This is a genomic window from Bradyrhizobium sp. USDA 376, from assembly GCF_054063675.1.
The window spans coordinates 8,204,166-8,230,642 of sequence record NZ_JBSSGN010000001.1 but is presented as its reverse complement, the minus strand read 5'-3'; the positions used below and the strand labels follow the sequence as shown (position 1 = coordinate 8,230,642).

The window sequence follows — 26,477 nt, the reverse complement described above, 5'->3', positions numbered from 1 at the left end:
GCCAATTCTTCGCCTTGTTTTCGGCAGAGTTCCAGCGCCTGCTAGCGAGCATGGCTCGCGCATCGTTCAACACCACATCTTCATCCTCCGAGAGTGCTGCAGACCCTGACGTTGACGCGGGCACGGAGCAGACGCGGCGAACGCTGCTGCTTGGTGCACTCGTCACCACCGCATGCCTCGGCTGTTCCACTCAAACGCACGCCGGCGAGGATGCGCCTGGCTCCGACGAACGGCCGCAGAAGGGCGACGTGTTCGTATTTTCCGAAGGAGATCAGGAGGGAAAGCCGGTCACCTTGGCCGATCTGCCGGCCGGTGGGCCGCCGGTGCATGCCTGGCCGAAGGATCCCAAGACATCGGTGGTGCGCAGTGCGTCTCGGCTCAACGAGATCCTGATCATCCGCCTCGATCCCGCCGAGCTCGACGAAAAGACCCGCGAGCGCGCCGTCGATGGCATCCTCGCTTATTCGGCGATCTGCTCGCATGCCGGCTGTCCCGTCACCGCCTGGGTGAAGAGCGATGTCGGCGACAAGGAGGTGTTCAAGTGCATGTGCCACAACTCCGAATACGATCCTCGCGCGGGCGCGCAGGTCGTGTTCGGACCGGCGCCGCGGCGGCTCGCGGCGCTGCCGCTCGCGCTGGCTGATGGATCGCTCAGCGTCGCCGGCAACTTCGTCGGAAAGGTAGGTGGCGCGCAGCCGGGATGATGGACGGTGCGGGGTATGCCCGCGTCACGAGAGGCCGCATCCGCCGAGGGGCGGACGACGGGACGAACGACAAGAATTCAAATCAAGAATTCAAGCGGATGAAAAAGGGGAACGTCCATGAAAACGTCCAAGGAAACGTCCAAGGAAACGTCGAACACCAGAAAGCAATGGTACCTGTCCGGCTTCGTCGCCTTCACCTGTCTTGCCGCGACCGCCGCAACTGCCGGCCCGATCGAGAAATATTCTCCGGTCACCGCGCAGCGGCTGGAAAATCCGGAACCCGGCAACTGGATGCTCTACCGGCGGACCTATGACGGGCAGGGCTACAGCCCGCTTGACCAGATCAACGCCTCGAACGTGAAGAATCTCACGCCGGTCTGGACCTTTGCCACCGGCGTCGTCGAAGGCCACGAGGCGCCGCCGATCGTCAACAACGGCGTGATGTTCGTGGCGACCCCGATGGGGCAGGTGATCGCATTGAATGCGAAGACCGGCGACGAATACTGGCGCTACAAGCGGCAGCTTCCCGACGATCTGTTCCAGCTGCATCCGACCAGCCGCGGCGTCGGCCTCTGGGAGGACAAGCTCTATCTCGCAACCACCGACGACCACGTCGTCGCGCTCGACGCCAAGACCGGCAAGGTGGTGTGGGACACCAAGGTGCAGGACTACAAGAAGGGCCAGTACATGACCCTGATGCCGCTGGTCGTCGACGGCAAGGTCATCGTCGGCGGCTCCGGCGGCGAGTTCGGTGTGCGCGGCTATGTCGCCGCGTTCGACGCCAAGGACGGCAAGGAGCTGTGGCGGACCTACACCATTCCCGGCGAAGGCGAGCCCGGTCACGACACCTGGCAGGGCGACGACTGGAAGAACGGTGGCGGCTCGGCCTGGATGACCGGCAATTACGACAAGGAAACCAAGACGATTTATTGGGGCGTCGGCAACGCCGCGCCCTGGCCCGGCGAGATGCATCCAGGCGACAATCTCTACACCTCGTCGGTGCTCGCGCTCGATCCGAACAACGGCAAGATCAAGACCTATCACCAATATCACCAGAACGATTCCTGGGATTGGGACGAGGTCGAGGCGCCGATGCTGATCGACCTGCAACGCGATGGCCGCAACATCAAGAGCCTGGTCCATCCGGGACGCGATGCGATCTTCTGGGTGCTCGAACGCGCGCCGACCAAGATCAACTACGTCGCCGGCTGGCCGTTCGTCTCCACCGACGTCTGGAAGGGCATCGATGCAGAAACCGGCAAGCCGATCGTCGATCCCGCCCACAAGCCTGTCATCGGCAAGCGGGTGGAGTTCTGTCCGTCGCTGTGGGGCGGCAAGGACTGGCCGTCGGCGGCCTACAGCGAAAGGACCAAGCTGGTCTACGTGCCCGCCAACGAGAATTTCTGCGGCGGCTTCACCGGCGAGAAGCTTCCATTGAAGCCGGGTGAGCTCTGGCTCGGTACCAAGCCGGAAGACATCGGCCTGAAGGCCAAGCCCGGTGCCGACCATTTCGGTGAGCTGCAGGCGTGGGATCCCGCCACGGGCAAGAAGGTGTGGCAGCACAACTTCCCGAAGTCACAGCTGTTCGGCTCGGTCACGGCAACCGCGGGCGATCTCGTCTTCGCCGGCGGCACCAACGACCGCAACTTCCGCGCCTTCAACGCCAAGACCGGCGAACTGTTGTGGGAGCAGAAGACCAACTCCGGCATCATGGGCATGCCGGTGTCCTATGAGGTCGACGGTACCCAGTACATCGCCATCCAGTCGGGATGGGGCGTGGACGCGCAGCGCATCCAGGATGCGCTCGCCACCAACAATATCGGCATCGAATCCAACGTGCCGCAGGGCGGCGTGATCTGGGCGTTCGCGCTGAAGAAATAGCTCCGCGGGCGGATCGACGAAGGCGGAGCAGCAGGGGGGTGGTGAATGCGGCGGACGGCAACGTCCGCCGCATTCTTGTGTGGGCCTCGTCTTTTTTCCTTGGCAACCAGCGCCGCCGCCCCCCACGAGGTAGGGCGCAGATGGCTTCTTGATGACGGCCAGAGCAAGCGCCTCGTCCTTCGAGACGACCGCTTCCAGCGGTCTCCTCAGGATGAGGCTAAGCAGCATTGGCTCCGTTGAAATTGCTGTCGCACACTCCGTCCTCATCCTGAGGGCCCGCCATCGGCGGGCGTCTCGAAGGATGGGCTGCGGGCGAATGCGCCTGCGGCCGTCAAAAGAAAGGCGCCCGACAGCGAGACTGCGAGCGCCTTTGAGATGTTGGTCATCGATCTGCTCCTGTCAGATCGATGGAAACGGCGCGAGGCCGCCTCCGTTCCGTTCCCTCACGCCTCCAATTGCTTGCCGAGCGGCAAGCTCCGGATGCGTTTTCCGGTCGCCGCGAAGATGGCGTTCATCAGCGCCGGCGCGAACGGCGGCACGCCGGGCTCGCCGACGCCGCTCGGCGGCGTGTCCGGGCCGGGCGGCACGATGTAGACGTTGGTCACGACAGGAGATTCGTCCATCCTGACGACCTGGAAGTCGTCGAAGTTCTTCTGCTGCACCTTGCCGTCCTTGAACGTGATCTCGCCGTATTTGGCGATGCTCAGGCCCATGATCGCCGCGCCCTCGATCTGCGAGGCGATGCGCTCGGGGTTGACAAAGGTGCCGCAATCGATCGCGGTGTCGACCCGTGGCACCGTCAGTTTGCCCTTCTCATCGACGGCCACCTCGACGATGGTTGCGATGTAGCTGACGAAGCTGCGGTGCACGGCGATGCCGAGACCGTGGCCCTTCGGCACCTTGCGTCCCCATTCGCCCTTCTCGGCGACCAGCTCGACCACCTTGCGCAGCCGCGCGGTGTCGATCGGGTAGCTGTCCAAGGGCTCGCCGTAGTTCCAGAGGTCCTTCACCGCCGGCTTGACGATGCGCGGACTTCCGATCAGCTCCAGCAGCATCTGCTTCTGGTCGCGGCCCGTGGCCTGCGCGATCTCGCCGACCATCGACTGCACCGCGAAGGCGCGCGGGATGTTCGAGACCGAGCGGAACCAGCCGATGCGGGTGTGCGCGGCCGCCTCCGGATTTTCGCAGCTGATGTTGGCGATCTCGAACGGCATATCGACGAGACCCATGCCGATTTCGAAGGGCGCCTGATGCACCGTGCCGGCCGCAAAGGTCGAGGCGATGCTGGGGGCCACGCTGCGGTGGCGCCAGGCGATCACCTTGCCGCTCTTGTCGAGACCGGCCTCGATCCGCTCGACCGAGACGGTGTGCAGGAAGCCGCTGTGGATGTCGTCCTCGCGCGTCCACTGCACCTTCACCGGCGCGCCGAGCTCCTTCGACAGTAGCGCGGCTTCGAGCGCAAAGTCGCATTTCGACTTGCGGCCGAACCCGCCGCCGAGCAGCGTCACGTTGACGGTGACGTTCGCTTCCGGAATGCCTAGCGTCTTGGCGACGTCCTCGCGCGTGCCGCCCGGGCTCTGCACCGGCGCCCAGATCTCGGCCTTGTCGCCCTTGACGTCGGCCACCGCCACCGGCGGCTCCATGCTGACATGGGCCAGATGCGGAATGTAGTACTCGCCGACGATGACCTTGTCGGCGCCCTTCAGGGCGGCGTCCGCGTCGCCCTCCTGGCGCAGGACCAGGCCGGGCTTGCGCGAGGCCTCTTCGAGCTCCTTGCGGTAGGCGACCGATTCGTACTTGCCGTTGGGGCCGTCGTCCCAGACGAGCTTCAGTGCATCCCGGCCCTTGATCGCAGCGCCGGTGTTGCGCGCGATCACGGCGACGCCGCCGAGCGGCTGGAATTTCGAGGGCCACGGCCAGCCGCGCACCTGCATCACCTTCTCGACGCCGGGCACCTTCAGCGCCTCGTCCGGCTCGAACTTGACCAGCTTGCCGCCGGTCACCGGCGGCCGCGCGATCACGGCGTACTTCATGCCTGATAGCCGCACGTCGGCGCCGTATTGCGCCTTTCCGGTGGTGATGTCGTGGAGATCGACGATGCCGACCTGGCCTTTGCCGAGATAGCGGAAGTCCTTGGGGTCCTTCAGCTTGAGGCCTTCGATGCTCGGCACCGATTCCTTGGCGGCGTCGGCAGCGAGCTCGCCGAAGCCGAGCTTGCGTCCGCTGGCGCTGTGGACGACCTCGTGATTGACGGCCTTGACCTGGGTCGCCGGCACGCCCCAGCGCTTGGCCGCGGCCTGCTCCAGCATGGTGCGGGCGGAGGCGCCGATCTGGCGCATCGGGATCAGATAGTGCCGCGTGCTGCGCGAGCCGTCGGTGTCCTGGTTGCCGAACTTGACCTCGTCGCCATGGGCCTGCTGCACCTTGACCCTGGACCAGTCGGCTTCCATCTCTTCGGCCACGATCAGCGGCAGGCTGGTACGCACGCCGGTGCCCATTTCGGAGCGGTGCCCGACGATGGTGACGATGCCGTCGGGCGCGACCGAAACGAACACGCGCGGATCGACCACGACGCCGTGCGGCATCTTTCCGGCGCCTGTCTCATAGGCGAGCGCCTGGCGCGACATCACGGGCGCGGCAAGCACGAAGCCGCCGGTGACGCCGAGCCCCTTCAGGATGCTGCGGCGCGAGACCTTCTCCACCCTGATGTTTTTTTCGAAGCCGCGAAGCCTGCGGGGATTGTCGATGAAATTCATGTCACACTCCCGTCGATGCGAGATGGACCGCGTTCTCGATGCGCTGGTAGCAGCCGCAACGGCAGATGTTGCCGGACATCGACTCGCGGATCTGGTCGTGCGACGGCTTTGGATTGTCCATCAGAAGTGCCGCGGCCTGCATGATCTGGCCGGCCTGGCAGAAGCCGCATTGGGGAACGTTGACCTGGCGCCAGGCCTTTTGAACCGGGTGATCGCCGGTCGGGTGCAGCCCCTCGATCGTCGTGACCTCGCGTCCGGCGACGTCGTTCACTGACGTGATGCAGGCGCGCACGGCTTGCTTGTCGACGATGACGGTGCAGGCACCGCACAGGGCCTGGCCGCAGCCGAACTTGGTGCCGGTTAGCCCGGCCTCGTCGCGCAAGAACCAGAGTAGCGGGAGATCCGGGTCGCCGTCCCAGCTCTGTTCCTGGCCATTGATCTTCACCTTGATCATGATCGTCCCTCGCTCTTCATAAGCATCTTGATTGAAATCCGCCGATGTTGGCGGGCGGTGGTCCGTGCATTGCTTCGCCGCCTGCCGTCGTCCCGCGCGGGCAAATCCCGGAGGGAGGCAGGAACGCCGATGACGATGTCTGGATGTTCTCGATACCTCCCGTCTTGTTCTTAATTGTTTTGAACTTCGTGCGGCATCGTGACGGCGCGAGCGTAGCAGAGATCGCGCCGACCCGGCGTTCACAGCCGAGTGTTCTCACCGGGAAAAGATTGCATCGATGGTTTGTCAAAAGCAGGGCGCGAGGTCGCGCCGCGTGCATCGCGCGGCCGCAAATGCGCCCCTGCAGCGAAAAAGGCTTCGTCCGCCAGGAAGACTGCGCGGACGAAGCAGGATGCCTCAGTCGAGGGAGGGAGAACGCAGGGACCGCGGACCTCAAGCAGGAAGCGGGCGGCCCTGCGCAGTCATTCAGAGACCAGGACTGAGGGAGCCGACGGTTCTCGCCAGTCCATCGACGGCGAGGAGGCGGCTTCGCCGCAATCGTCCGGGAGCCAGGCCCGTCCGGTTCGCTGGGAGTGAGGGAGGGGGAACCAGCGATCGGACGGGCGTGGCGAGAGCGTGGGCCGCCGGCTCAGGCGGCCCGTTCAAACCGCTTCTCAGGCGGCCTTGGCTTTGGCCACGTGGGTCGCGATCGCGTCCATCAGCGCTGGCGACAGGCAGTCATAGGGCTCGAGCCCAAGCTCCTTGAACCGAGACCGTATTCCGCCCATCTGCTCCGGCTTCACGCCCGATTCGATCACCGACGAGACGAAGGCGGCGAATTGCGGCGCTGCCGAACCCTGCTCCTGGAACAGTTCGGCGTGGATGAAGTCGAGGCCGTAGAACGGATGGTTCTTGTTCTCGATGCGGCCGTACATGTGCGTGCCGCAACCGGTGCAAGCGTAGCGCTGGATCACCGCGGAGGGATCGACGATCTGAAGCTTGTCGCCGTTCTCGAGCACGGTGATGTTCTGGCGCGGCACCACGGCCACGACCGAGAAGATCGCGCCCTGCGGTTTCCAGCACTTGGTGCAGCCGCAGGCGTGGTTGTGGGCGACGTCGCCCTTGACGGCGACCTTGACCTGATGGTCCGCGCATTTGCAGGCCAACGTGCCGCCGGCAAAGCTGCCGCTGCCCTGTTTGACGCCGTTATCGATCGAGGGATGGAGTGCAACAGTCATGGGTCGATCCTCCTTGGGGGTGACGATTTCGAGCTAGAACACGACGACTGAACGGATGGATTTGCCCTCGTGCATGAGGTCAAAGCCCTTGTTGATCTCTTCGAGCTTGAGCACGTGGGTGATCATCGGATCGATCTGGATCTTTCCGTTCATGTACCAGTCGACGATCTTCGGCACGTCGGTACGGCCGCGCGCGCCGCCGAAGGCCGTGCCGCGCCAGTTGCGCCCGGTGACGAGCTGGAACGGGCGGGTGGCGATCTCCTTGCCGGCTTCGGCAACGCCGATGATGATCGAGGTGCCCCAGCCGCGATGGCAGGCTTCCAGTGCCTGGCGCATCACCGTGGTGTTGCCGGTGCAGTCGAAGGTGTAGTCGGCGCCACCGTCGGTCAGGTTGACGAGATGCGGGACGATGTCGCCGGTGATCTTCTTGGGATTGACGAAGTGGGTCATGCCGAACCGGCGGCCCCAATCCTCCTTGGAGTCGTTGACGTCGACGCCGATGATCTTGTCGGCGCCGGCCATCTTGGCGCCCTGGATCACGTTGAGGCCGATGCCGCCGAGGCCGAACACGACCACGTTGGAGCCCGGTTCGACCTTGGCGGTGTTGACGACGGCGCCGACGCCGGTGGTAACGCCGCAGCCGATGTAGCAGCTCTTGTCGAACGGCGCGTCCTCGCGGATCTTGGCGACCGCGATCTCCGGCAGCACGGTGAAGTTCGAGAAGGTAGAGCAGCCCATGTAGTGGTAGATCGGCTTGCCCTTGTAGGAGAAGCGGCTGGTGCCATCGGGCATCACGCCCTTGCCCTGCGTCGCGCGGATCGCGGTGCAGAGATTGGTTTTCTGGCTCAGGCAGCTTTTGCACTGCCGGCATTCCGGCGTGTACAGCGGAATGACGTGGTCGCCCGGTTTCACCGAGGTCACGCCAGGGCCGATCTCGCGGATGATACCGGCGCCCTCATGGCCCAGGATCGACGGAAAGATTCCTTCGCTGTCGAAGCCGTCGAGCGTGTAGGCGTCGGTATGGCAGATGCCCGTCGCCTTGATCTCGACCAGGACTTCGCCGGCCTTCGGTCCTTCCAGATCGACTTCGACGATCTCGAGCGGCTTCTTGGCTTCGAAAGCAACGGCGGCACGTGTCTTCATCGTAAACTCCTCAAATTCTCGCAGGACGCCAAGAGGCAATCCCGGCAACCCTCGCAACGTTCATTTCTTGCCCATGCAGGCGTCTTCCGCCTTGGTGTAAGTCTCATTCTTCTCCTCCTTCTTGGAGGGACGCTGTCGGCCCCATGCCTCGTCGGAGCGAGCGCGCAGATAGACATAGAGATCATCCATGTAGCAGGCGACGTTGGGGTTGTCGCCGAAGGCGGGCATGACGTTCTCCTGCGCGGTCGAGATGTTCTTGCGACCGGAGGCGACGACACCGAGGAAGTCGCCATAGCTCATGGTCTTGACCGAGTCCTTCAACGCCGGTGCGTAGGTCGATCCCATGCCGTCGGGGCCATGGCAGACGTGGCAGTCGGAGTGATAGCGGCGGTATCCGGAATAGGTGAACCAGTCCACGGTGCCGTCGGCCGAAATCTTGTAGGTCGGGTTTCCGTCCTTATCGAGCCACTTTCCGTCGTCTTCCTTCTTCACGGCGGTCGGGTCGCCCGGACCGTCCGCGGCAGCAATTCCTCCCGATGCAACGAAGAACATCGCAACAATGACAGAGCAGATTTTACGCAAGAGATTTTCCTCGAAGGCGTTCGGTGGAGACGAGCCGGCGCGTGGAGTTGATCCACGCGCCGGAGCGATACTGAACGGGCCTAGTTCGTCGGCAGCGAGAACACGGTCAGCGTCCCGCCGAGTGCCGTGTAGTTGCTGAGGGCCGCGTAGCCGCCGACGGCGCCGAGACCGGCGGTCGGATCGGTCAGACCTGCGGCCAGACCGATGCCGGCCCAGCCACCCACGCCGGAGAGCACGGCAACGTACTGCTTGCCATTGTTCTCATAGGTGGTGACGTTGCCGATGATGCCGGAGGGAGTCTTGAACTTGTAGAGCTCCTTGCCGGACTTGGCGTCGACCGCCTTCAGGTAGCCTTCGAGCGTGCCGTAGAACACCACGCCGCCGGCGGTTGCGAGCGCACCCGACCAGACCGAGAACTGCTCCTTGTTCGACCAGACGATCTTGCCGGTCTTGCCGTCCCAGGCGATGAAATTGCCCATGTGGCTTTCACCCTGCGGCGGATACATCGAGAGCGTCGCACCCACATAGGGCTGGCCCGCGGTGTAGCTCACCTTGAACGGCTCGTAGTCCATGCAGACGTGGTTGGTCGGAACGTAGAACAGCTGCGTGTCCGGCGAGTAGGCTGCCGGCTGCTCGTCCTTGGTGCCGAGCGCGGCCGGGCAGATGCCCTTCACGTTGACGTCCTCGCCCGCCTTGTCGGTCGAAGCTGCGTCGAGCACCTTCGGACGGCCATAGGTCGGCGAGTTCTTGTTCATGTCGACGCCGGAGGTCCAGTTCACCTTCGGATCGTACTTTTCGGCGACCAGCAGTTCGCCGTTCTCACGGTCCATGGTGTAGGCGAGACCGTTGCGGTCGAAATGGGTCAGGAGCTTGCGAGGCTGGCCGTTGATCTGCTGATCCGTGAGGATCATCTCGTTGACGCCGTCATAGTCCCACTCGTCATGGGGCGTCATCTGATAGACCCACTTGGCCATGCCGGTGTCCGCGTCGCGCGCGAAAATGGTCATCGACCATTTGTTGTCACCCGGACGCTGCTTCGGATTCCAGGTCGAGGGATTGCCCGAGCCGTAATAGACCATGTTCAGAGCGGGATCGTAGGAGATCCAGCCCCAGGTGCAGCCGCCGCCGATCTTCCACTGATCGCCTTGCCAGGTCTTCAAGCTGGAGTCGGCTCCGACCGGCTTGCCGAGCGACGTCGTCTTGGCCGGATCGAGCTTGATCTGGTCATCCGGACCTTCGGAGAAGGCGCGCCACACCTGCTTGCCGGACTTGAGGTCGTAAGCGGTGACGTGGCACTGCACGCCGAACTCGCCGCCGGAGATGCCGACCAGGACCTTGTCCTTGACGACGAGCGCCGCCGAGGTGCCGGTCTCACCCTTCGCAGGGTTGCCGTTGGTCGAACTCCAGGCCACCTGGCCGGTCTTGGCATCGAGCGCGACGAGGTTGGTGTCGGCCTGATGCAGGATGATCTTGCCGTCGCCATAGGCCAGGCCGCGGTTGACCGTGTCGCAGCACATCACCGGGATGACGTTCGGGTCCTGCTTGGGCTCGTACTTCCAGATGATCTTGTTCTCGTTGGAAAGGTCAATAGCATAGACCTTGTTCGGGAACGGCGTGTGGACGTACATGACGTTGCCGATGATCAGCGGGCCGCCTTCATGGCCGCGCAGCACGCCGGTCGAGAAGGTCCAGGCGACCTGGAGCTTGCCCACGTTTTGTGCGTTGATCTGGTTCAGCTTGGAATAGCGGGTATTGGCGTAGTCGCCCGCCGGCATGACCCAGTCTTTCGGGTTCTGCGACATCTTGATCAGCTCATCATTGGCTGAAGCGCTGCCGACGGCGAGAGCCGCCGCGGAGCCAAGATAGGTCGCCAGTAGCACCTTGCGCATAGTTATTTCCTCCGTTGGTATCGTTTATTGTTTCCGAAGCATTGCTCAATCACCGGGCTTCTCGTCCGGCGTCTGCTCGTGCAGGGCGGTCACGGTTGGGACCAGAAACGATGCTGTGGTGTTTCCTCCTCCTGATGAGAGCCACGGGTCCACGTGCAGGAGCGGCCCGTTCTTGTTGTTCCTGCCGCCATCCCTAGCCACTTCGCCATCGGGAAACTTGCCCAAGAGAGAAGGCGGTTTGCTTGACAGCGCACGGAGGCGAAGATTTTGATTTTGCAGTAGCGAATTCAGCGGCTTCGGTAAGCCTTTTGAGCCGGCTTCAACGGTCAGGTTCCCCTTGACGGCGCTGCAACTAAGGCGGAGGATTAAGTTTCAAGAGTGGCAATGGAACGATGGCGCTCGTTGCAAAAGACCGCTCAAATTCGAGGTAAACGTCACGCAATCACGGCTGAGGGCTATGGCAGCGCTGGTCGCGATTCGCGTCGAATCTCCGGATCAAACCAGTGGCTGGATTAATGTCCGACACCATTCACACGCTCTCGACGACCGGAATGACGCCGAAGCGGCAGATCCAGAGTTGGATCGACGGGCTGACCAGCCTGTGCGGGTATTTCGACGTCGATCCGCTCGAGGCGTCCTCGCTCGAAGGCCGCATCGACTACACCACGGTCTCGCGCCTGAAGCTCTGCCAGATCGAGGTCAGCCAGCATCGCATCGCGCACACGATGGCGCGGGCCAAGGCCAATGAACACCCGTACATCAAGATCCACTTCCAGACCTACGGCGTGTCCTATTTCGAGCAGGAAGGCCGCCACATCGAAATCAACCCGGGCGATATCATCGCTTATGACGTCTCCTGCCCGCATTCGATCATCAGTCCCGCCTTCACCCGTCACGACGTGGTGATCGTGCCGAAGGCGCTGCTGCGTGATCGCGGCTTCCCCTCGCAGCGGATGCCTGCGTGCAAATTGTCGGCGAAGACGGGGACGGGGCGGATCGCCCACGATTTCGTCCATGCGACCTTCGACGAAGCGGCAAAACTATCGGCGAACAGCGCGGTCGGCGTTGCCGATTCGCTGATCGACCTGTTGCTGCTGCCGCTGCGCGAAGCCGACACGATGTTCGACCGTGTCGGGCCCGAAGCGATGTATGTGCGCGCCCAGTTCTTCATCCGCGAGCACCTGCGCGATCCGGACCTGTGCATCGACCAGATCTCCACCGAACTCGGCTGCTCCAAGCGCTATCTGCACATGTTGTTCTCCGAGCGCGGCACCACGGTGAGCGACTACATCTGGCAGGCGCGCCTGCAGAACTGCCGCCAGGAGCTCGAGGCGCACGCCGGCAAGACCATCACCGACGTGGCGTTCTCCTGGGGCTTCTCCAGCTCGTCGCATTTCAGCCGCGTGTTCCGGAAATATTTCGGCGTGGTGCCGTCCTCGATCCACAAGGCGCAGCAGGGCACCGCAAGCTCGGGCGAGCATTAGGCGCGCGCGGGAGAACTTCCGGCGCGGTGGCCGACGTGCTTACGCTGTCGCCGCAATATAGGGAATGCTGGCCACGAGAGCGACGAGCAGCACGGCGTTGCCAAGCATTCCGCTCCAGTGCAGCCGACGCAGCCGTCGCGGGGCCTCGGCATCGCCGGCATCCCTCGCGCTGAGCTGATCGTCCATCCGTCGCATGAACCATCCGCGTCCCCAGATGGCCAGGGCTGCAATGGCGCCGACGCCCATCGCGGCGAGCAGGCGGCCGTCGAGGAGAAGAGCCACCGTTCCGACGACGCCGGCAACGCGCATCACCAGGAAATGGGCATTGAACATTCCGCGCAGCAACTGCGCGACGGGCTGGATATCGAGCCTCACCAGCAGGAAGGCGGGCGATGCCAGCGTGAAATAGCCCATCGGAAAGAGCAGGATGACCATAACGGCGACTGCGACTCCATCCGGTGTCATGCGATCGGCCCTTCTTGTCCGCCCCATCGAGGGCTTGCGGCAGCGGCGCACAATCATAGCGGGAAAATTCGCCGCCGACACTAGGCTTTGGTCGGACGCCGGGCCGGGAAGGGCGCAACCGGCGCCGCGCCGGGCGGCGGCTCGAGGTCTCAGGCCGGCTCGAGCCCGAGCGACTGCGCGCTCTCGATCCAGATCGGCAGCTCGCGCTGGTACAGCGCATTGCTTTCCTTGAATCCGATCGCGGGTTCGAGCACGAAGGTCGCGAGAACCTCCTTCACCTTCGGATCGTTGTTGGCTGCGACGCAGAGCTCGGCGAGGCGATCGACCACCGGCTGTGGCGTCGCCTTCGGCACAGCCCATCCCGAGAAACCGCTCACCGTGAAGAACTTTGAGGTCGCGCCCTGTTCCGGCAGCGTCTTGACGTTCGGGATCGCGTCGACCTTCTTCGAATGCACCGCGAACACGGTGCCGCGGTCGCTTTGCAGAACCGACTGTGCGGCCGTGTAGCTGCCCATGGCGGCATCGAGCGTGCCCTCCAGCATTCCCGTCCACATCGGCGCCTCGCCGCGATAGTGCACCGGCTCGATGTTGAGGCCGTACTGCTTGTTGAGCTCGTTGATCGTCATGTGCGGGGCCGAGCCGGCGCTGTAGGTACCGAAATTCACCTTGCCGCTCTTGCGCGCGAAGGCGACGAAATCCTCCAGCGTCTTGACGCCGGTCTTGGGGTTCGCCACCAGCAACAGGCCGGCGCCCGGAATGATGCTGACGAGCGTCAGGTCCTTGTCCATGTCGTAGCCGGGGTTCTTCATCACCACCCGGTTCATGATGTAGGTGGTCGAGATCGAGCACAGGATGGTGTGGCCGTCGGGCTCGGCGCGGGCGACCTCCGCCGTGCCGATCGCGCCGGAGGCGCCAGGCTTGTTCTCGACGACGACGGTCTTGCCGACCTGCTTGGAGATGAACTCACCATAGGCGCGCGCAAGCAGATCGGTCTGGCCGCCGGCGGGATAGCTGCAGATCATGCGAATCTGCCGCGACGGCCACGCGGCTTGCGCCGAGGCGCCGCGCGCGACGAAAGGCATCGCGAGGGCCGTGGTACCGGCGGCGATGAAGTGGCGGCGATCGAATTTGGCAGACATGATTCCCTCCTGATTTTGGCCGAACCTACTGCATCGGGCTGGCGCCGCCATGGGCGGCAGGCGAGACAGATTGGCGCATTCGATCAGGCGGCGCGGCGTTCATTTTCCGTCACCCGGACGATCGCGCCTTTCGCAGGACGCGCAGCCAGACGATCTCGGTCAGGGCCACGGCAATAAGGCCAAAAGTGCCGCCGATCAGCACGTTGATGATGCGCTCTTCCGCAATCCCGCTGGCGCCTCCGGCAAAGGACGCGGCCAGCGCGATGAAGAAACAGCGCAGGCCGAAGCCGACGGTATAGCGCGAGAACGAGATCAGGGTGAGGGTGGCCGCAAGCACCGCGATCGCGTAGCCGACGCGGCTTTGCGGCAGGACAAGGCCGGCGAGAAAGCCGAGCGGCACGCCGACCAGGGCGCCGATCGCCCGCTGCTTCAGCTTGCCGGTGGATGCGGTGAGATCGCCGACCACGACGCTCGCGGCCGACCACATCACCCATTGTCCCTGCGCAAGGTTGAGGATCTCGACCAGCGCCGCCGCGGCAAAGACCGCCATGGCGGTTGCGGCCGCGGGCAGAAACCACTCGGCCGCTGGCGGTCCGAACGAGGTGACGGTTTTGGTATGCCGCCGCTGGTCATAGATCTGGATGCCGCAGACCAGCGCCAGCGCAATCGGCGAGGACATGATGATCACACCGGCATGGCGCATCGCTTCCGGAGCGCTGACGCCCTCCCGCACCTCGCAGGCGAGATAGACGGCGGGGATGAACACCCAGTTGCCGAGCGTGCGGAAGTGCTCGCCATAGCGCGTTCCCGCGACCGCAAGGAAGCCGGCAAGCGCCGTCAGCACGACGAACAGCGGCTTGATCGGGGCTGCCAGGAAGAGTGCGGCGAAGGTGACGAGGATGGCGAGGTAATGCCACGCCACGACTTTCGGCGGAAAGTGCTGCCTGAGCGCCGGGATGAGCAGCGAGACCGCGACCAGCCCGAGATTGAGCAGCGCGGTCTCGCGCGCGATGAAATAGGCGGCGACCATGGGGCCGACCACGATCAGCGCGCGCAGCAACTCGGCGGTCTTGATCTCGCGCGCGATGAGGGCGCGAAAGCCTGCAGCGTTCGGGAAGTTCACGGGGCACCAAAGAGGCGAATGAAACCCAACGCATAGCACGGAAATGGGGCGAGCACTTGGGTGCGCGAGGCGATGGCCGTGCCACGCTCTCGCTGTCATCGCCCGCTTGACCGGGCGATCCAGTACTCCGTGACGTCAGTGGTTCAATCGATAAGCCGCTGCGTACTGGATGCCCCGCCTTCGTGGGGCATGACACCGATGATGTGGTGGCTGCTGCCCGCCGCTAACGGTTCGTCACCGCTGAATGATCTTCATCCAGACATCGCCCAGGATCGCGGGCTCGCGCGGCGGCAGATAGGTCAGGCCGGCCTGCTTGCCGAACTCGGCGATCTTGCCTTCCGTGGCAAGCTCCGCCAGCGCCTTGTTGACCGCGTCGATCAGCGCGGGGTCGCTGGCGAGCCCGACATAGCCGCGATTGGCGCCGATCGGGTAGTAGTAGCCCGACGCGGTGATCGCCGTATCAGGATGCGCGGTGCGGTAGGCGTCGAAGCGGCCGAGGTCGATCAGCGTCGCGTCATGGTCGCCGCGGTTGAGCGCGCCGAGGAGGTCGTCGCGGCCGGGGACGAGATGGGTGATGCTGTCGATCAGGCGTCCCTTGTCGAAGGTCATCAGGATGGCATCGCCGAGCGAGCCGCTCTCGATCACGAGGCGGAGCCCTGCGAGATCGCTGATGCCGGCGATCCTGCGCCCCTGCACCTTCGGCCCGAGCACCACCGTCATGGGCGAGTAGACGTAAGGCCCGCTCGGCGCGAGCACGCCGAGTGCGACGCGGCGGCGCCGGTCTTCGCGGGTGGCCCCGGCAAAGTCCGGCAGGCGCGCCGTCTTCATCCCGGGCTTCACGAGCGAATCCTGCGTCAGCGCATAGCCGCCGACCAGCGAGCATCGACCGTCGGAGAGCAGCGCATTGGCCTCGAGCTGCGGGCTGGAATCCTCGTCCAGCTTGCTCTCGAACCACTGGATTTTCAGCGGCCGGCCAAGGCGCTCCGCGATTGCCTGCGCCAGCAGCAGGTCGAAGCCGGCGTCCGGTTTGCCCTTGTGATGCACCGAGAGTGGAGGGCGATCCTCGTCGAGACAGATCTTCAGCGGATCATCGGCCGCGTGCGCATCCGTCGTGGCCGCGAAGACCGCGGCAACACTCCACGCCGCTAGCCAGCGTCTCATGGCTTCCTCCGGCTCGAGACGAAGGCCCAGAGGTCCCCGATCTCATCGTCGCTGAGGATGTCGCCCCAGGGTGGCATCTTGTTGTTCTTGCCGTTCTTCACGGTGGAGACGAAGCGCGTCTTGTCATCGGGAAAGACGCGCAAATCCGGTGTGATGGTGCCGGAGTTCATCATGTTGGGACCGTGGCAGTGCGAGCATTTCGAAGCATAGGTCGACTTGCCGTGATCGATCTGCGCCTGCAGGGGATTGCCGGTTGCGTCATCCGCGGCGCGGACGGTCGCCGCAAGCGCGACCGTCAGCACCGCGACGGTGGCGATCGTCGCCACCGTCCTGTGTGATACTTCTCTCAGCATCGTGCCGTGGTTACTGCTTGACCGCAAAGACCCACAGCGAACCGCCGGGCGGCACCTTGGCAAGCCGCTCGTCGCCTGAGAACAGCGAATAGACGCCGCCATAGCCGCTCGTCACGGCGACGTATTGCACGCCGTCCTGCTGCCAGGTCACCGGTTGTCCCTCGATGCCCGAGCCGGTCTGGAACTGCCAGAGCTTCTTGCCGGTGTCGGCATCGAAGGCCTCGAACTCGCCGGTCAGCGCGCCCGTGAACACGACGCCGCCCGCGGTCGAGAGCACGCCCGAGAAGCGCGGAATGTCGGCGGGGGCTTCCCACTTGGCCTTGCCGGTCATGGGATCGATCGCCTTCAGATGACCGCGCGGGCCGTCACCCCATTCCCAGAGGTCGGTCAGGTCCATGCCGAGATACCATTCACCCTGCTTGAAGGTGACGGGCTCTGTCTTGTACCTGCCGCCGAAGGCGAGGGTGTTGGCGTAGGCGAGGCCGGTCTGCGGGTTGAACGACATCGGCTCCCAGTTCTTGCCGCCGAGGATCGAGGGATAGACCGTCACCTTCTTGCCCTCGCGCGCGTCCTTGCTGACGTCGGTCTCGATCGGCCGGCCCGTCTTCATGTCGATGCCGGTCGCCCAGTTGACCTTCACGTAAGGATTGGCCGCGAGCAGCTTTCCATTGGTGCGGTCGAGCACGTAGAAGAAGCCGTTGCGGTTGGCATCCATCAGCACCTTGGTCGGCTTGCCCTCGACGTTCATGTCGGCGAGCACCATCTCGGCCACCGAGTCATAGTCGAACGGATTGTTCGGCGAGAACTGGTAGTGCCACTTGATCTTGCCGGTCTTGGGATCCATCGCCAGCACGGAGCAGGTGTAGAGATTGTCGCCGGGGCGCACCGCCGAATTGAACGGGCCGGGATTGCCGATGCCCCAATAGACCGTGTTCAGCTCGGGATCGTAGGACCCGGTGATCCAGGTCGAGCCGCCGCCGAGCTTCCAGGTGTCGCCCTTCCAGGTGTCGCCGCCCGGCTCGTCCGGCGAGGGAATCGAATGGGTGCGCCAGAGATGCTTGCCTGTCGCCGGATCCCAGCCGTCGATGAAGCCGCGGGTGCCGAACTCGGCGCCGGAGATGCCGGTGATGACGACACCGTCGGCGACCAGCGGGGCCACCGTCATCGAATAGCCTTCCTTGATGTCGGCCGCCTTCTGCCGCCACAGCTCCTTGCCGTCCTTGGCGTCGAGCGCGATCACGTTGGCATCTAACGTGGTGCGGAACACCTTGCCGTCGTAGAGCGCCGCGCCGCGGTTGATGATGCCGCAGCAGACGATGCGCGGCGTCTCGGCGGGATATTCGATCTTGGATTTCCAGATCTGCTTGCCGGTCTTGGCATCGACCGCCATGGTCGCGTTGTGCGAGGTCACGTAGATCACGCCCTGGTACACCAGCGGCTGCGATTCCTCGCTGCGATCGTCGTTGAAGGAGTAGTTCCAGACCGGGACGAGGTTCTTGATGGTGTCCTTGTTGATCTGGTTCAGGGTCGAGAAGCGCTGCAGATTGTAGCCCATCCCGTAGTTGAGAACGTTCGATGTATCGGTCGCGCCCTTGACCAGCTGCTCGGTGGTCTGTGCATACGCACACGTCGATGCAAGCATGACGAGGCTCGCGGCCATCGCAAAGCGTTTCATCCGTTCCTCCCAATATGCGCGCCTTTTGACGCCGCGACGGCAACACTCCGCCCGAATGCAAAACGCGTCAATACGAAAGTCGAATGCGTGCTGCCGATATGTTGGATGCCAGACGCCGGCCACCTGACGGAGACCTTACATACAACTCTCACTTGTGCGCAGGCGCTGGAAAAATTCCGCGGCGTGACGCAGCGCCGGAGGCCGGTGCGGACAGCTGGGTTCCCTGAGGTTACCGCGCGCAGGTTGTGATTCCGCTTGAACCGGGGTTGGCCTTGCGGATTTATGTTGCTTTGATCCCGCTCGAAGCGGGGCTCTTGGTCTGGGAGGTCATGATGATATCGCGTCGCTCTGTTGCGCTTGCGCTCACGCTTGCAGTTCTGTCCGGCCCGGCCTGGTCGGCATCTGCCGTCAAGATGTTCGATACCGACAATGACGGCACACTCGATCTCGCCGAGGTGAAGAAGGCCGCGACCGCGCTGTTCGCAAAGCTCGATCCCGATCACGACGGCACGCTGGACGCGCGCGAATTGCGCGGACGGTTGACGGCCAAAGAGCTCGCCGCCGCTGATCCCGATCGCGACGGGACTCTGACGCTGGACGAATATCTGTCCGTGGTGGAGCAGCGCTTCAATGCGGCCAATCCCGACAAGGACGGAACGCTGGACGCAAAGGAGCTCAACTCGCGCGCCGGCCGCGCGCTGCTGCGCTTGCTGCGGTGAGTGCGGCAGCGCTTGACTGAGAGCGAAGGCGATTTGCACGAGAGCGAAATTCGCAAGCAATTTGCGACAGTTCGCTGTATCGTCGGTTCGATTCCAGCTTGCGCTGTGCATGATGCAGCCCTAGGTTTTGCCCCGCGCGATGTCGCGCTCAATACCTTGGGGAGACCCCGAATGGCTTGGAAAGCTCCGAAGATCGTGGAAGTGCCGGTCGGCATGGAAATCAACATGTACGCCTGCGCTGCGCGCAAGTAAGACTGACGAACCTGCCGCGGCTTCGGTGGCGAATGCCATCGGAGCCGTGGTAGTGTTTGCCAGATGCGCATTGGAGCCCACACAATTTGGATGGCGGTCGCGTGCACGGTTGCGCTCGCGCCTGCATGTGTCAGCGCCGAGGAGGGCTTTGACACCGAGCATATCTTCGGCTTCATGATCGGCACCGATGTCGGCAACGTCGGCGAGCGCGAATTCCAGACCCAGACGACAGGGCGTTTCGGGAGGGGCGGGGGCACTTATCGCGCCCTCGAGCACGAGGTCGAGATCGAGGTGGTGCCGCTGCCGAACTTCCGCATCGAGCTCGGCGCCACCGCCAGCCTGCACGACATCACCGGCGTTCCTGACATCGACGACCGCCGCCAGTTCAACTTCCAGGGCGCCTCGCTCGACCTGCGCTATCGCCTGCTCGACCGCGAGCGGTCACCGTTTGGACTCACGGTCGCCGCCGAGCTCCACGGCGACCGTATCGACGAGACCAGCGGCGCGAAGGGGCGGATGTACGGCACCGAATTCACGCTCGCCTTCGACCGCGAGCTCGTTCCGAACTTCGTCATCGGCGCCGCCAACCTGATCTATCAGCCGGAATGGGCGCGCTTCGAGGTGGCGGGGACGTCCGAGAAGAGTTCGACGATCGGCGCGGCGTTTGCCGCCCTGGCGCGGGTGCGCCCCAATGTGCTGCTCGGCGGCGAGATGCGCTACTTCCGTCAATATGAGGGCATCGGCCTTGGCGAGTTTTCAGGCCAGGCGCTGTTTGTCGGGCCTACGGCCTATTTCCAGCTATCGGAGAAGTCGCGGCTGACCATGAGCTGGAGCATGCAGGCCTGGGGGCGCCCGGCCGGCTCAGGCGGCAATCTCGACCTCGTCAATTTCGAACGGCATCAAGCGCGATTGGTGTTCGGGGTGAATTTTTAGCGAGCTTGTTTCGCCTCTCCCCGCAAGCGGGGGGAGGCGACGGAGGTAGTTCCCCCATCCTCAAGTCCGATTGAAACTTCCCGCTCCCTGACACGTAGCCTATCGTGCTAGTCTCGATTGCCCCGCGAGAGGATCCCGGCATGAACCCTATCGACCTGGTGGTGACTGTGTGTGCGGTGCTCTCGCCTGCGACCTGCGAGGAGCAGCATCTGGTGTTCAACTACACGGGCTCGCCCCGCCAATGCGTGATGGCCGCGCCGCCCTATATCGCGCAATGGGTCGGCGAGCATCCGAAATGGCAGGCGGTGCGGTGGCGCTGCGAATATCCGCACCCGAACGACAAGGCGTAAGCCGGGCGCGCTACTTCGTGCAGTCCTTCAGATCCTTGTCGGCGATCGAGAACACCGCATCGGTCCTGATCTCGATGTCGCGGACGATGCACTGCCGTGCATTGGGATAGCTGACCTTGGCGTCGTAGCGGCCGGGCTCGACGCCGGTGATGCGCAGACGCTCGTCGTGGTCGACCTCCTTGTCCTTGTCGTTGAGGCACTGGTTCGGTCCCCAGTCGGTCTTGCCGGCCGGCGAGAGCTGAAAGCCGGAGATCGTCTCCGTCGTCAGATTCCACAGCCTTATGCCCTTGCCCTTGGTCTGCGCGGCGGCTTCGCCGGCAAGCGTCAACAACGCGATCAAAGCAAGAACCCCACGCATCAGCCAGTCCTCCCAAAGGCGCCGTCATTCCCTGATCAGGCGCTCGCGGTTCTTTGCCTTGTCGAAATTCTTGGCGCGGTCAAGGCCGTTCGGTGCGATCAGCTTCGCCGAGACGAGATCGGCGCCGTCGAAATCGGCGTCGGCGACGATGGCGCCGGTCAGATCGGCTCCGCCGAGCTGGGCGTTTTTCAGTGATGCGCCGCTCAGATCGGCGCCCCTGAGGACTGCGAATTCGAGGTCGACGCGCGACAAATCGGCGTTGCGCGCGTTCAGCCGTTCCAGGTTGGCGGATCTCAGCACCGCGCGCATCAGCCCCATCGACTGGTTGCGCATGTCGGCGCCAAGATTCGCGTCCGCGATCGAGGCGCCGACCAGGCTTGCGCCGGTGAGGTCGGCAGCGATGCGCGCTCCCGACAGGTTCGCGCCGTCGAGACGCGCGCGGGCCATTTGCGAGGCGAACAGATTGGCGCCCTTCAGGCTTGCGCCGGTCAGATCCGCATCCAGCAGCCACGCCTGATCGAGGATCGCACGGTCAAGCCTGGCGTCTCGGAGTATTGTCTTGTTGAGCCGCGCGGCGCGGAGAACCGCGTTGGACAGGTCCAGCCCCGAGAGATCGAGGCCCGACAGGCGTTTGCCAGTGAAATCGGCAGGCTGCGTTGAGCTCGCCTTGGCCAGCACGGCCTCGACCTCTGGCCTCGTCATTTCGGCCGAGACCATCGCGGGGGAGGTGAGGTCGACGTCACGCATCATGTCCTGCGCGCCCGCCGTCGTCGCAATGAGTGCGAGGCTAAGCGCTGCAAGACCAAGCGTTGCGAAGGCGACCGTCCGCGTCATCATCAGCTCCGCCGCCGGCCTATAGCATGATCCGGAAAAGTGCGAAGCGGTTTTCCGGAAAGATCATGCGCAAACAACAACCTAAAGCGCGATGACTATTCATCCAAATCTCATCGCGCTTAGTCTAGCACGTCTGCCAGGCGACCGACTATGAGACATCTCGCTCGGTGCGGTCGCCTTGAGTTCGTTGGGCGAGGCCGGCCTTGATGGCCGCAATCTCGGCTTCGCCGCGTGTGTCGCGCGGGATGCCGATCGGCACCTCGGCCACGACCCGCGCCGGTCGCGGCGACAGGAAGAACAGCCGGTCGCCCAGGCGCACTGCATCGTCCAGGCTGTGTGTCACCAAAAGCGTCATCACTGGCCGGCTCGCGACGAGCGTTGCAATCTCATCGCGCAGGCGTCCGGCGAGAGCGTCATCGAGCGATGCCAGCGGTTCGTCGAGCACCAGAATATCCGGCTCGACGGCAAAGGCGCGGGCGAGCGCCACGCGCCGGGCCAAACCCAGCGAGAGCTCGCCGGGATAGTGGCTGCGATGGGCTTCGAGCTCCAAAATTCTGAACAGCTCGGCCAGTTTGGCCTCGGTGACATCGGGCGCAGCCAGCCGCACATTCTGCTCGACTGAGCGCCAGGGCAGCAATCGCGGCTCCTGGAACACCATGCCGATCCGAGCCTCCGGCGGCCGCGCGACGTGGCCTGCAAAGTCGTGGTCCAATCCCAGGATGATGCGCAGCATCGTGCTCTTGCCGCAGCCGGACGGGCCGATCAGCACGCCGACCTCGCCGGATTGAAGCGCGAACTTGACCGGCGCCAGCACCTCGTGCGTTCCGCCCGCGGCACTCCTGAAGGTCTTGCCTGTGATATCGACCTCAAGCCGCACGGGGCCGCCACCTGTTTGCGCGGGCTTCGAACGGCTGCACCAGCAAGGTTTCGATGACGAGCACGACAGCGGCGAAGGTCAGCGAATAGGCCAGCAGCCGCGGCGTGTCGAACAGCTGGAAGGCGACGCCGATCTCGAAGCCGACGCCGTTCGGCCGCCCCAAGAGTTCGGCGACCAGCACGATCTTCCACACCAGCGACAGCCCGGACCGGGCTGAGGCTGCGATATAGGGCGCGAGCTGCGGCAGCACGACGTGGCGGAACGCGCGCCAGCGCGGCATCGCGAACACGCTTGCCATCTCGTCGAGCGAACGGTCGAGCGCACGCGTCCCCTCGCGCAAGGTGACGATGGCTGTCGGCAGCTTGTTGATGGCGATCGCCGCGATCGCGGCGGCTTCAGTCAGCCCGGCCCAGATATAGGCGAGCACGATCACGACCAGCGCCGGCAAATTGAGCAGCAGGATCAGCCAGGGATCGCCGAGCCGGTCGGCGAGCTTCACCCGGCCCATGAGGTAGCCGATGGCACTGCCGAGCGACATCGCCAGGGTGAAGGCGAGCGCGACGCGGGCCAGCGTCGCCCCGAGATGCAGGAACAGTGCGCCGGACGAGGCTTCTGCGATCATCACCTGAAGCACGGCCGGCGGGGAGGGCAGCTTCGCGCCGCCGACGAGGAGCGCGGCAATCCACCAGATCGTGAGGAACAGGGCGAACGAGAGCAGACGCAGCACCTCAGTCTCCGGGGACCGCGTGATAGAAGGTGCCGGGGTCGAGCTCGGCCGCGGGACCGACGAGATCGCGGCCGCCGATCTCGGCCAGCACGCGGTAGAGCACGCGCGCGTCCTTCTCCTCGTCGTCGATGCTCCGGCGCGGAATACCGTCGCGGTAGCGCTCGCGGTAGGTCTTGAGCATGGCCGGATCGGCGGTGCCGGTGAGCGGGGTGATCTTCTCCCAGGCGGCATCTGACGTCACCAGCAGCTGCTTGGCCTTGCGGGTCATCGCGATGAAGCGGGCGACTGCATCCTTATGGCTCGCGGCCCAGCTCTCGTCGAAGACGTAGCCGACCGCGGACACCGCGCCCTTGGCGCCGAGCTTCGGCAAAATCTCCTCGATGCCCGCGAGGCGCCTGAAACCCTTGGCCTCGAGCTGGGCACAGAAATTCCAGAAGTTGAGGCTTGCATCCATCTCGCCGTCGAGGGCCTTGGCCGCGATCAGCGGCGGGGCGCCGTAGACGATGGTCGCGTCCGACTTCAGGTCGATGCCGTCCTGCTTCATCCGCGCCTGTAGCAGCAGCCAGCTCTTGTCGATCGCCCCGCCGGCGACCGCGAGCTTGCGGCCCTTGAGGTCGGCGAGCGTCTTGATCGGCGAGGAGGCCGGCACCATCACGGCGCCGAGCGCGCTCGAATAGGGATAGAAGGTGAGCTTGGCGCCCAGCGCGCGCTCGCGCGACACCCACAGCCAGTCCGACAGGATGATGTCGGCGCTGCCTGCACGCATTGCGATCTTGCCGGCTTCGGTGCTCGCGAGCTCGGTGACCTCCAGCGACAGGCCGGCCTCCTTGTCGAGGCCGGTGCTGCGGATCGCGGCCAGCTCCCAGGAGAATGTTCCGGTCTTCTGCACCGCAAGACGGATGGTATCCGCAGCGCGCGCCGGTGCAGCCAGCGTCAGCGCCAGCGTCGCCGCGAGCGCCAATATTCGTCCCAAAACTCTCATCACCTTGTGAGCCGCTTCCTCTGACAGAATGCTTTTCAGGACAATACGCATAGCATAGCTTTGGTCGCAACCAGCGGGAGGACGCGCATGAAACTGGCCTGGCAGCTACGACCGATTGTCGCCGCATTGGCGGTATTGGCGACGACCGTGTCGGCGGCGCGAGGCGGGGAGGCCAATGACTATCCGACCTCGGCGCGCGCGGAATATGTCTATGGCTGCATGAAGGCCAATGGCGAGAGCCGGCAGTCCATCGAGCAATGTTCCTGCTCGATCGACGTGGTCGCCTCGATCATGCCCTTTGAACGCTATGTTACCGCGGAGACCGCGCTCAGCATGTCGCAGGTGCGCGGTAATCTCGGCGTGCAGTTTCGTACCTCGGAGCAGGCGAACTCGGCGGTGAATGATTTGCGCCGGGCGCAGGCGGAAGCCGAGGTGAGGTGCTTTTGATTTAGCACTGTCATTCCGGGGCGATGCGAAGCATCGAACCCGGAATCTCGAGATTCTCAGGCGCGCAACCGCGCGCCGGAGTTCGGCCCTGCGGACCGCCCCGGAATGACAGCGAGAAACGCAGCTACGTCCCCGGCTTCTCCACGTCCCACTCGTTGCGGAACACGTGCCCATCCGTGTCCTTCGCTTCCGCACGGAAGCGCTTGGCGCCATTGGAGACGTAGGTGAAGCGCAGGTTGGGATCCTCCGAGATCGAGATGCCGCCTTCCATCGACAGCACGGGGCTGTCGTCCTGCGTCAGCTTCAGCTGGTTGATGAAGAAGGCGGGAATGTAGAGCTGCGTGACCTGGTCCATCTGCAGCCCGGAATTGTTGGGATGGCCGATCATGATCTGCGCTTCGCGCACGCGGCTCGCCGGCGCGTCCTCGCGGGCGAACTGCCGGTAGCGCATCTGGCCGAGCCTGTTCCTGGCTTCCTCGACGTTCTTTCCCGCCGGTGCGGAGCAACCGCCGGAGGCTTTCACGTAGACTTTCGAGACGTAGAGCTGGCCGTCGCTGAGCTCAGCGACAGCGTGGACGTCGGTGTAATTGTTGACGCGCACGCGGGTCGAGATTTCCGTGACATTGGCCTCCGGCCCGAGCTCGAACTTCGCCGCCATCGGTGCGGGATTGCGGTCGATTACCAGCGTGATCGAGCGGATGCGGCGGCCATCAGCCGGCGACAGCTTGCTGCGCAGGGTCACCGGCACGATGGCGGCGTCCTCGGCGCGGTACGGCATCTCGATGCCGATGACGTCGCCACCGTCATTCATCGGACGGTTGCTGAAGATGTCCTGCACCAGGCCCGGCCAGGGGTCATAGGCCTCTTCCGCCTGCGCCGGCGCGGCGAAGGCAATGCCGAGGAGCAGGGCGATCAGGGGCAGGCGGCGTGTACATCCCGTCATGGTCATGGTCCAGCGTAGCGCGCCCGCTACTCCCATTCAATTTCCGAAAATGCTGCAGTTGCGTTGCGGGCATTGTAGTCGTCAAACAATTGCCAGCGCGGCCGCTCTTCAGCGGCCGCCTTGTCCGCGGCGGCGCGGATCGGCTCGCCCTTCTTGTTCAGGGCGCGGACGTCGGACAGCAGCGTTGACAGGTAACGCCGTTCATCACTCAGCGCCGCAGGCCACGCGCTCACAGGGCCGTGACCGGGAACGACGCGCAGTGCCGGGACGGCCTCCAACTCCTTCAGCGTGGCGAGCCAGCCGCGGATGCTGCCGTCCATCACCGGAATGTGGCGGAGAAAGACGAGATCGCCTGCGAACAGGGTCTTGGTGCTCTCGTCGAATACTGTCAGATCATTGTCGCTGTGCCCGGCCGGCCATGAGCGCAAGGTCAGGCGGCGGGAGCCAAGGTCGAGCGTCATTGTGTCCGCAACGAGCAGGGTAGGCGGCACGATCTTCACGGGATCGATTAGCTCGCCGCCCATGATGCGTCTGAAATTGTCGAGATAGAATGGCCCGCGGCTCGCCAGCGCCTGCGGCAGCTTGCTGTGGCCGACGAAGCTGGTTCCCTCCGCCACGAAGGCGGCGTTGCCGAAGACATGGTCGGGATGGCCGTGGGTATTGATGACATAGCGGATCGGCTTGGATGTGCGCGCGCGCACCGCCGCCAGCAGCGCCTCGCCCTCGCGAAAACTGCCGCCGGTGTCGACCACGGCCACGGCATCATCGCCCACGATGAAGCCGACATTGGCGATGTCGCCCTCGTTCTCGCGCGTCATCAGGGCGATGGTCCCGGAGTGTACGAAGATTCCCGGCGCGACTTCGCTCACAGGCAATTCGGCCGCCCCGGCGCGTGCTAGCGTCGCGAGTCCGAGGGACAAGGCTGCGATCACGAGAGCAATGCGAGACACTTTTCCGCCTCACTTCAAAGGGTTTTCCGCATTGCACTGCAACAAGGCAAAGCCGGCACAAGACTTGGCAAAACATGGC

27 protein-coding genes and 1 pseudogene are annotated in these 26,477 nt (G+C 64.3%); 8 read left to right on the top strand and 20 right to left on the bottom strand.

The features are described from left to right. The first annotated feature begins 50 nt into the window (after positions 1–50). Together ACVJ19_RS38815 and ACVJ19_RS38810 are read left to right on the top strand one after the other, a co-directional pair. Positions 51–704: a QcrA and Rieske domain-containing protein gene (locus ACVJ19_RS38815; protein ID WP_453954290.1), complete on the top strand. Its 654-nt coding sequence runs from the start codon at positions 51–53 to the stop codon at positions 702–704. A 117-nt stretch (positions 705–821) separates the two neighbouring features. Continuing rightward, on the top strand, positions 822–2,585 hold the full coding sequence (locus tag ACVJ19_RS38810) for a methanol/ethanol family PQQ-dependent dehydrogenase (protein ID WP_453954289.1): 1,764 nt from the start codon (positions 822–824) through the stop codon (positions 2,583–2,585). Positions 2,586–2,848: 263 nt separating this feature from the next. Here the strand turns inward: ACVJ19_RS38810 and ACVJ19_RS38805 are convergent, their stop codons facing one another. The 7 genes from ACVJ19_RS38805 to xoxF5 form a co-directional block, all read right to left on the bottom strand. Beyond that, positions 2,849–2,971, bottom strand: coding sequence for a hypothetical protein (locus ACVJ19_RS38805; RefSeq protein ID WP_453954288.1), 123 nt, complete (start codon positions 2,969–2,971; stop codon positions 2,849–2,851). Between the two features lie 57 nt (positions 2,972–3,028). Continuing rightward, the gene (locus ACVJ19_RS38800) at positions 3,029–5,341 is read right to left on the bottom strand and encodes a molybdopterin cofactor-binding domain-containing protein (RefSeq protein WP_453954287.1); all 2,313 of its coding nucleotides are present in this window, start codon (positions 5,339–5,341) and stop codon (positions 3,029–3,031) included. A 1-nt stretch (position 5,342) separates the two neighbouring features. Then, positions 5,343–5,795, bottom strand: coding sequence for a (2Fe-2S)-binding protein (locus tag ACVJ19_RS38795; protein ID WP_453954286.1), 453 nt, complete (start codon positions 5,793–5,795; stop codon positions 5,343–5,345). 653 nt (positions 5,796–6,448) lie between these two features. After that, positions 6,449–7,012 (bottom strand): S-(hydroxymethyl)glutathione synthase, encoded by a 564-nt coding sequence (gene gfa / locus ACVJ19_RS38790; RefSeq protein ID WP_018642665.1) that lies wholly within the window; start codon positions 7,010–7,012, stop codon positions 6,449–6,451. Between the two features lie 33 nt (positions 7,013–7,045). Further along, positions 7,046–8,155, bottom strand: a complete 1,110-nt coding sequence (locus tag ACVJ19_RS38785) for an S-(hydroxymethyl)glutathione dehydrogenase/class III alcohol dehydrogenase (RefSeq protein WP_453954285.1) — start codon at positions 8,153–8,155, stop codon at positions 7,046–7,048. Positions 8,156–8,215: 60 nt separating this feature from the next. Continuing rightward, the gene (locus tag ACVJ19_RS38780) at positions 8,216–8,707 is read right to left on the bottom strand and encodes a c-type cytochrome, methanol metabolism-related (protein ID WP_453955295.1); all 492 of its coding nucleotides are present in this window, start codon (positions 8,705–8,707) and stop codon (positions 8,216–8,218) included. A gap of 110 nt (positions 8,708–8,817) precedes the next feature. Then, on the bottom strand, positions 8,818–10,626 hold the full coding sequence (gene xoxF5, locus ACVJ19_RS38775; protein ID WP_453954284.1) for a lanthanide-dependent methanol dehydrogenase XoxF5: 1,809 nt from the start codon (positions 10,624–10,626) through the stop codon (positions 8,818–8,820). Between the two features lie 515 nt (positions 10,627–11,141). Between xoxF5 and ACVJ19_RS38770 the strand changes: the two genes are divergently transcribed. Then, on the top strand, positions 11,142–12,110 hold the full coding sequence (locus ACVJ19_RS38770) for a helix-turn-helix domain-containing protein (protein ID WP_453954283.1): 969 nt from the start codon (positions 11,142–11,144) through the stop codon (positions 12,108–12,110). A 39-nt stretch (positions 12,111–12,149) separates the two neighbouring features. Here the strand turns inward: ACVJ19_RS38770 and ACVJ19_RS38765 are convergent, their stop codons facing one another. The 6 genes from ACVJ19_RS38765 to ACVJ19_RS38740 form a co-directional block, all read right to left on the bottom strand. After that, positions 12,150–12,575, bottom strand: coding sequence for a hypothetical protein (locus tag ACVJ19_RS38765; protein WP_453954282.1), 426 nt, complete (start codon positions 12,573–12,575; stop codon positions 12,150–12,152). A gap of 149 nt (positions 12,576–12,724) precedes the next feature. After that, positions 12,725–13,714 (bottom strand): Bug family tripartite tricarboxylate transporter substrate binding protein, encoded by a 990-nt coding sequence (locus ACVJ19_RS38760; protein ID WP_453954281.1) that lies wholly within the window; start codon positions 13,712–13,714, stop codon positions 12,725–12,727. A 109-nt stretch (positions 13,715–13,823) separates the two neighbouring features. Beyond that, entirely contained in the window at positions 13,824–14,837 is a 1,014-nt protein-coding gene (locus ACVJ19_RS38755) for an FUSC family protein (protein ID WP_453954280.1), read from the bottom strand. Positions 14,838–15,071: 234 nt separating this feature from the next. Next, positions 15,072–15,998, bottom strand: coding sequence for a substrate-binding periplasmic protein (locus tag ACVJ19_RS38750; protein ID WP_453954279.1), 927 nt, complete (start codon positions 15,996–15,998; stop codon positions 15,072–15,074). Continuing rightward, the gene (locus tag ACVJ19_RS38745; protein WP_453954278.1) at positions 15,995–16,351 is read right to left on the bottom strand and encodes a c-type cytochrome; all 357 of its coding nucleotides are present in this window, start codon (positions 16,349–16,351) and stop codon (positions 15,995–15,997) included. Before ACVJ19_RS38745 ends, ACVJ19_RS38750 begins: the two co-directional genes overlap by 4 nt. Positions 16,352–16,361: 10 nt before the next feature. Continuing rightward, positions 16,362–18,026 (bottom strand): methanol/ethanol family PQQ-dependent dehydrogenase, encoded by a 1,665-nt coding sequence (locus ACVJ19_RS38740; RefSeq protein WP_453954277.1) that lies wholly within the window; start codon positions 18,024–18,026, stop codon positions 16,362–16,364. A 332-nt stretch (positions 18,027–18,358) separates the two neighbouring features. Between ACVJ19_RS38740 and ACVJ19_RS38735 the strand changes: the two genes are divergently transcribed. From ACVJ19_RS38735 to ACVJ19_RS38720, 4 genes and pseudogenes are all read left to right on the top strand, one after another. Further along, complete coding sequence (locus tag ACVJ19_RS38735; RefSeq protein WP_211405822.1) at positions 18,359–18,745, top strand: EF-hand domain-containing protein; 387 nt, start codon at positions 18,359–18,361, stop codon at positions 18,743–18,745. 171 nt (positions 18,746–18,916) lie between these two features. After that, entirely contained in the window at positions 18,917–18,997 is an 81-nt protein-coding gene (gene pqqA / locus ACVJ19_RS38730; protein ID WP_012029362.1) for a pyrroloquinoline quinone precursor peptide PqqA, read from the top strand. A gap of 25 nt (positions 18,998–19,022) precedes the next feature. Further along, positions 19,023–19,930: pseudogene (locus ACVJ19_RS38725) on the top strand (hypothetical protein). 140 nt (positions 19,931–20,070) lie between these two features. Beyond that, positions 20,071–20,280: a hypothetical protein gene (locus ACVJ19_RS38720; protein WP_453954276.1), complete on the top strand. Its 210-nt coding sequence runs from the start codon at positions 20,071–20,073 to the stop codon at positions 20,278–20,280. Positions 20,281–20,290: 10 nt separating this feature from the next. Here the strand turns inward: ACVJ19_RS38720 and ACVJ19_RS38715 are convergent, their stop codons facing one another. The 5 genes from ACVJ19_RS38715 to ACVJ19_RS38695 all read right to left on the bottom strand — a co-directional run bounded on the left by ACVJ19_RS38715 (position 20,291) and on the right by ACVJ19_RS38695 (position 24,058). Then, the gene (locus tag ACVJ19_RS38715) at positions 20,291–20,638 is read right to left on the bottom strand and encodes a hypothetical protein (RefSeq protein ID WP_453954275.1); all 348 of its coding nucleotides are present in this window, start codon (positions 20,636–20,638) and stop codon (positions 20,291–20,293) included. A 24-nt stretch (positions 20,639–20,662) separates the two neighbouring features. Beyond that, entirely contained in the window at positions 20,663–21,472 is an 810-nt protein-coding gene (locus ACVJ19_RS38710) for a pentapeptide repeat-containing protein (protein WP_453954274.1), read from the bottom strand. Positions 21,473–21,620: 148 nt separating this feature from the next. After that, the gene (locus ACVJ19_RS38705; protein WP_453954273.1) at positions 21,621–22,349 is read right to left on the bottom strand and encodes an ABC transporter ATP-binding protein; all 729 of its coding nucleotides are present in this window, start codon (positions 22,347–22,349) and stop codon (positions 21,621–21,623) included. Continuing rightward, positions 22,339–23,076 (bottom strand): ABC transporter permease, encoded by a 738-nt coding sequence (locus ACVJ19_RS38700; RefSeq protein ID WP_453954272.1) that lies wholly within the window; start codon positions 23,074–23,076, stop codon positions 22,339–22,341. The genes ACVJ19_RS38705 and ACVJ19_RS38700 overlap by 11 nt, the downstream gene beginning before the upstream one ends. Position 23,077: 1 nt before the next feature. Then, positions 23,078–24,058 carry an ABC transporter substrate-binding protein gene (locus ACVJ19_RS38695; protein WP_453955294.1) on the bottom strand — a complete coding sequence of 327 codons (981 nt, stop codon included), beginning with the start codon at positions 24,056–24,058 and terminating at the stop codon, positions 23,078–23,080. An 87-nt stretch (positions 24,059–24,145) separates the two neighbouring features. Between ACVJ19_RS38695 and ACVJ19_RS38690 the strand changes: the two genes are divergently transcribed. Then, positions 24,146–24,505: a hypothetical protein gene (locus tag ACVJ19_RS38690; protein ID WP_453954271.1), complete on the top strand. Its 360-nt coding sequence runs from the start codon at positions 24,146–24,148 to the stop codon at positions 24,503–24,505. 124 nt (positions 24,506–24,629) lie between these two features. On the opposite strand, the gene ACVJ19_RS38685 is transcribed toward ACVJ19_RS38690, so the two are convergent. Both ACVJ19_RS38685 and ACVJ19_RS38680 read right to left on the bottom strand, forming a co-directional pair. Continuing rightward, a complete protein-coding gene (locus ACVJ19_RS38685; protein WP_453954270.1) occupies positions 24,630–25,448 on the bottom strand; it encodes a quinoprotein dehydrogenase-associated SoxYZ-like carrier in 819 nt (272 codons plus the stop codon). A 26-nt stretch (positions 25,449–25,474) separates the two neighbouring features. After that, the gene (locus ACVJ19_RS38680) at positions 25,475–26,398 is read right to left on the bottom strand and encodes a quinoprotein relay system zinc metallohydrolase 2 (RefSeq protein WP_453954269.1); all 924 of its coding nucleotides are present in this window, start codon (positions 26,396–26,398) and stop codon (positions 25,475–25,477) included. Positions 26,399–26,477 lie beyond the last annotated feature (79 nt).

Bases quoted from the DNA above. Each gene is read 5' to 3' on its own strand.
- ACVJ19_RS38810 (WP_453954289.1), top strand. From the start codon at position 822: ATGAAAACGTCCAAGGAAACGTCCAAGGAAACGTCGAACACCAGAAAG.
- ACVJ19_RS38690 (WP_453954271.1), top strand. From the start codon at position 24,146: ATGAAACTGGCCTGGCAGCTACGACCGATTGTCGCCGCATTGGCGGTA.
- ACVJ19_RS38805 (WP_453954288.1), bottom strand. From the start codon at position 2,971: ATGACCAACATCTCAAAGGCGCTCGCAGTCTCGCTGTCGGGCGCCTTT.
- ACVJ19_RS38760 (WP_453954281.1), bottom strand. From the start codon at position 13,714: ATGTCTGCCAAATTCGATCGCCGCCACTTCATCGCCGCCGGTACCACG.
- ACVJ19_RS38710 (WP_453954274.1), bottom strand. From the start codon at position 21,472: ATGACGCGGACGGTCGCCTTCGCAACGCTTGGTCTTGCAGCGCTTAGC.
- ACVJ19_RS38735 (WP_211405822.1), top strand. From the start codon at position 18,359: ATGATATCGCGTCGCTCTGTTGCGCTTGCGCTCACGCTTGCAGTTCTG.
- ACVJ19_RS38740 (WP_453954277.1), bottom strand. From the start codon at position 18,026: ATGAAACGCTTTGCGATGGCCGCGAGCCTCGTCATGCTTGCATCGACG.
- ACVJ19_RS38770 (WP_453954283.1), top strand. From the start codon at position 11,142: ATGTCCGACACCATTCACACGCTCTCGACGACCGGAATGACGCCGAAG.
- pqqA (WP_012029362.1), top strand. From the start codon at position 18,917: ATGGCTTGGAAAGCTCCGAAGATCGTGGAAGTGCCGGTCGGCATGGAA.
- ACVJ19_RS38695 (WP_453955294.1), bottom strand. From the start codon at position 24,058: ATGAGAGTTTTGGGACGAATATTGGCGCTCGCGGCGACGCTGGCGCTG.
- ACVJ19_RS38795 (WP_453954286.1), bottom strand. From the start codon at position 5,795: ATGATCAAGGTGAAGATCAATGGCCAGGAACAGAGCTGGGACGGCGAC.
- ACVJ19_RS38685 (WP_453954270.1), bottom strand. From the start codon at position 25,448: ATGACGGGATGTACACGCCGCCTGCCCCTGATCGCCCTGCTCCTCGGC.
- ACVJ19_RS38715 (WP_453954275.1), bottom strand. From the start codon at position 20,638: ATGCGTGGGGTTCTTGCTTTGATCGCGTTGTTGACGCTTGCCGGCGAA.
- ACVJ19_RS38785 (WP_453954285.1), bottom strand. From the start codon at position 8,155: ATGAAGACACGTGCCGCCGTTGCTTTCGAAGCCAAGAAGCCGCTCGAG.
- ACVJ19_RS38800 (WP_453954287.1), bottom strand. From the start codon at position 5,341: ATGAATTTCATCGACAATCCCCGCAGGCTTCGCGGCTTCGAAAAAAAC.
- gfa (WP_018642665.1), bottom strand. From the start codon at position 7,012: ATGACTGTTGCACTCCATCCCTCGATCGATAACGGCGTCAAACAGGGC.
- ACVJ19_RS38815 (WP_453954290.1), top strand. From the start codon at position 51: ATGGCTCGCGCATCGTTCAACACCACATCTTCATCCTCCGAGAGTGCT.
- xoxF5 (WP_453954284.1), bottom strand. From the start codon at position 10,626: ATGCGCAAGGTGCTACTGGCGACCTATCTTGGCTCCGCGGCGGCTCTC.
- ACVJ19_RS38750 (WP_453954279.1), bottom strand. From the start codon at position 15,998: ATGAGACGCTGGCTAGCGGCGTGGAGTGTTGCCGCGGTCTTCGCGGCC.
- ACVJ19_RS38745 (WP_453954278.1), bottom strand. From the start codon at position 16,351: ATGCTGAGAGAAGTATCACACAGGACGGTGGCGACGATCGCCACCGTC.
- ACVJ19_RS38720 (WP_453954276.1), top strand. From the start codon at position 20,071: ATGAACCCTATCGACCTGGTGGTGACTGTGTGTGCGGTGCTCTCGCCT.
- ACVJ19_RS38765 (WP_453954282.1), bottom strand. From the start codon at position 12,575: ATGACACCGGATGGAGTCGCAGTCGCCGTTATGGTCATCCTGCTCTTT.
- ACVJ19_RS38780 (WP_453955295.1), bottom strand. From the start codon at position 8,707: ATGTTCTTCGTTGCATCGGGAGGAATTGCTGCCGCGGACGGTCCGGGC.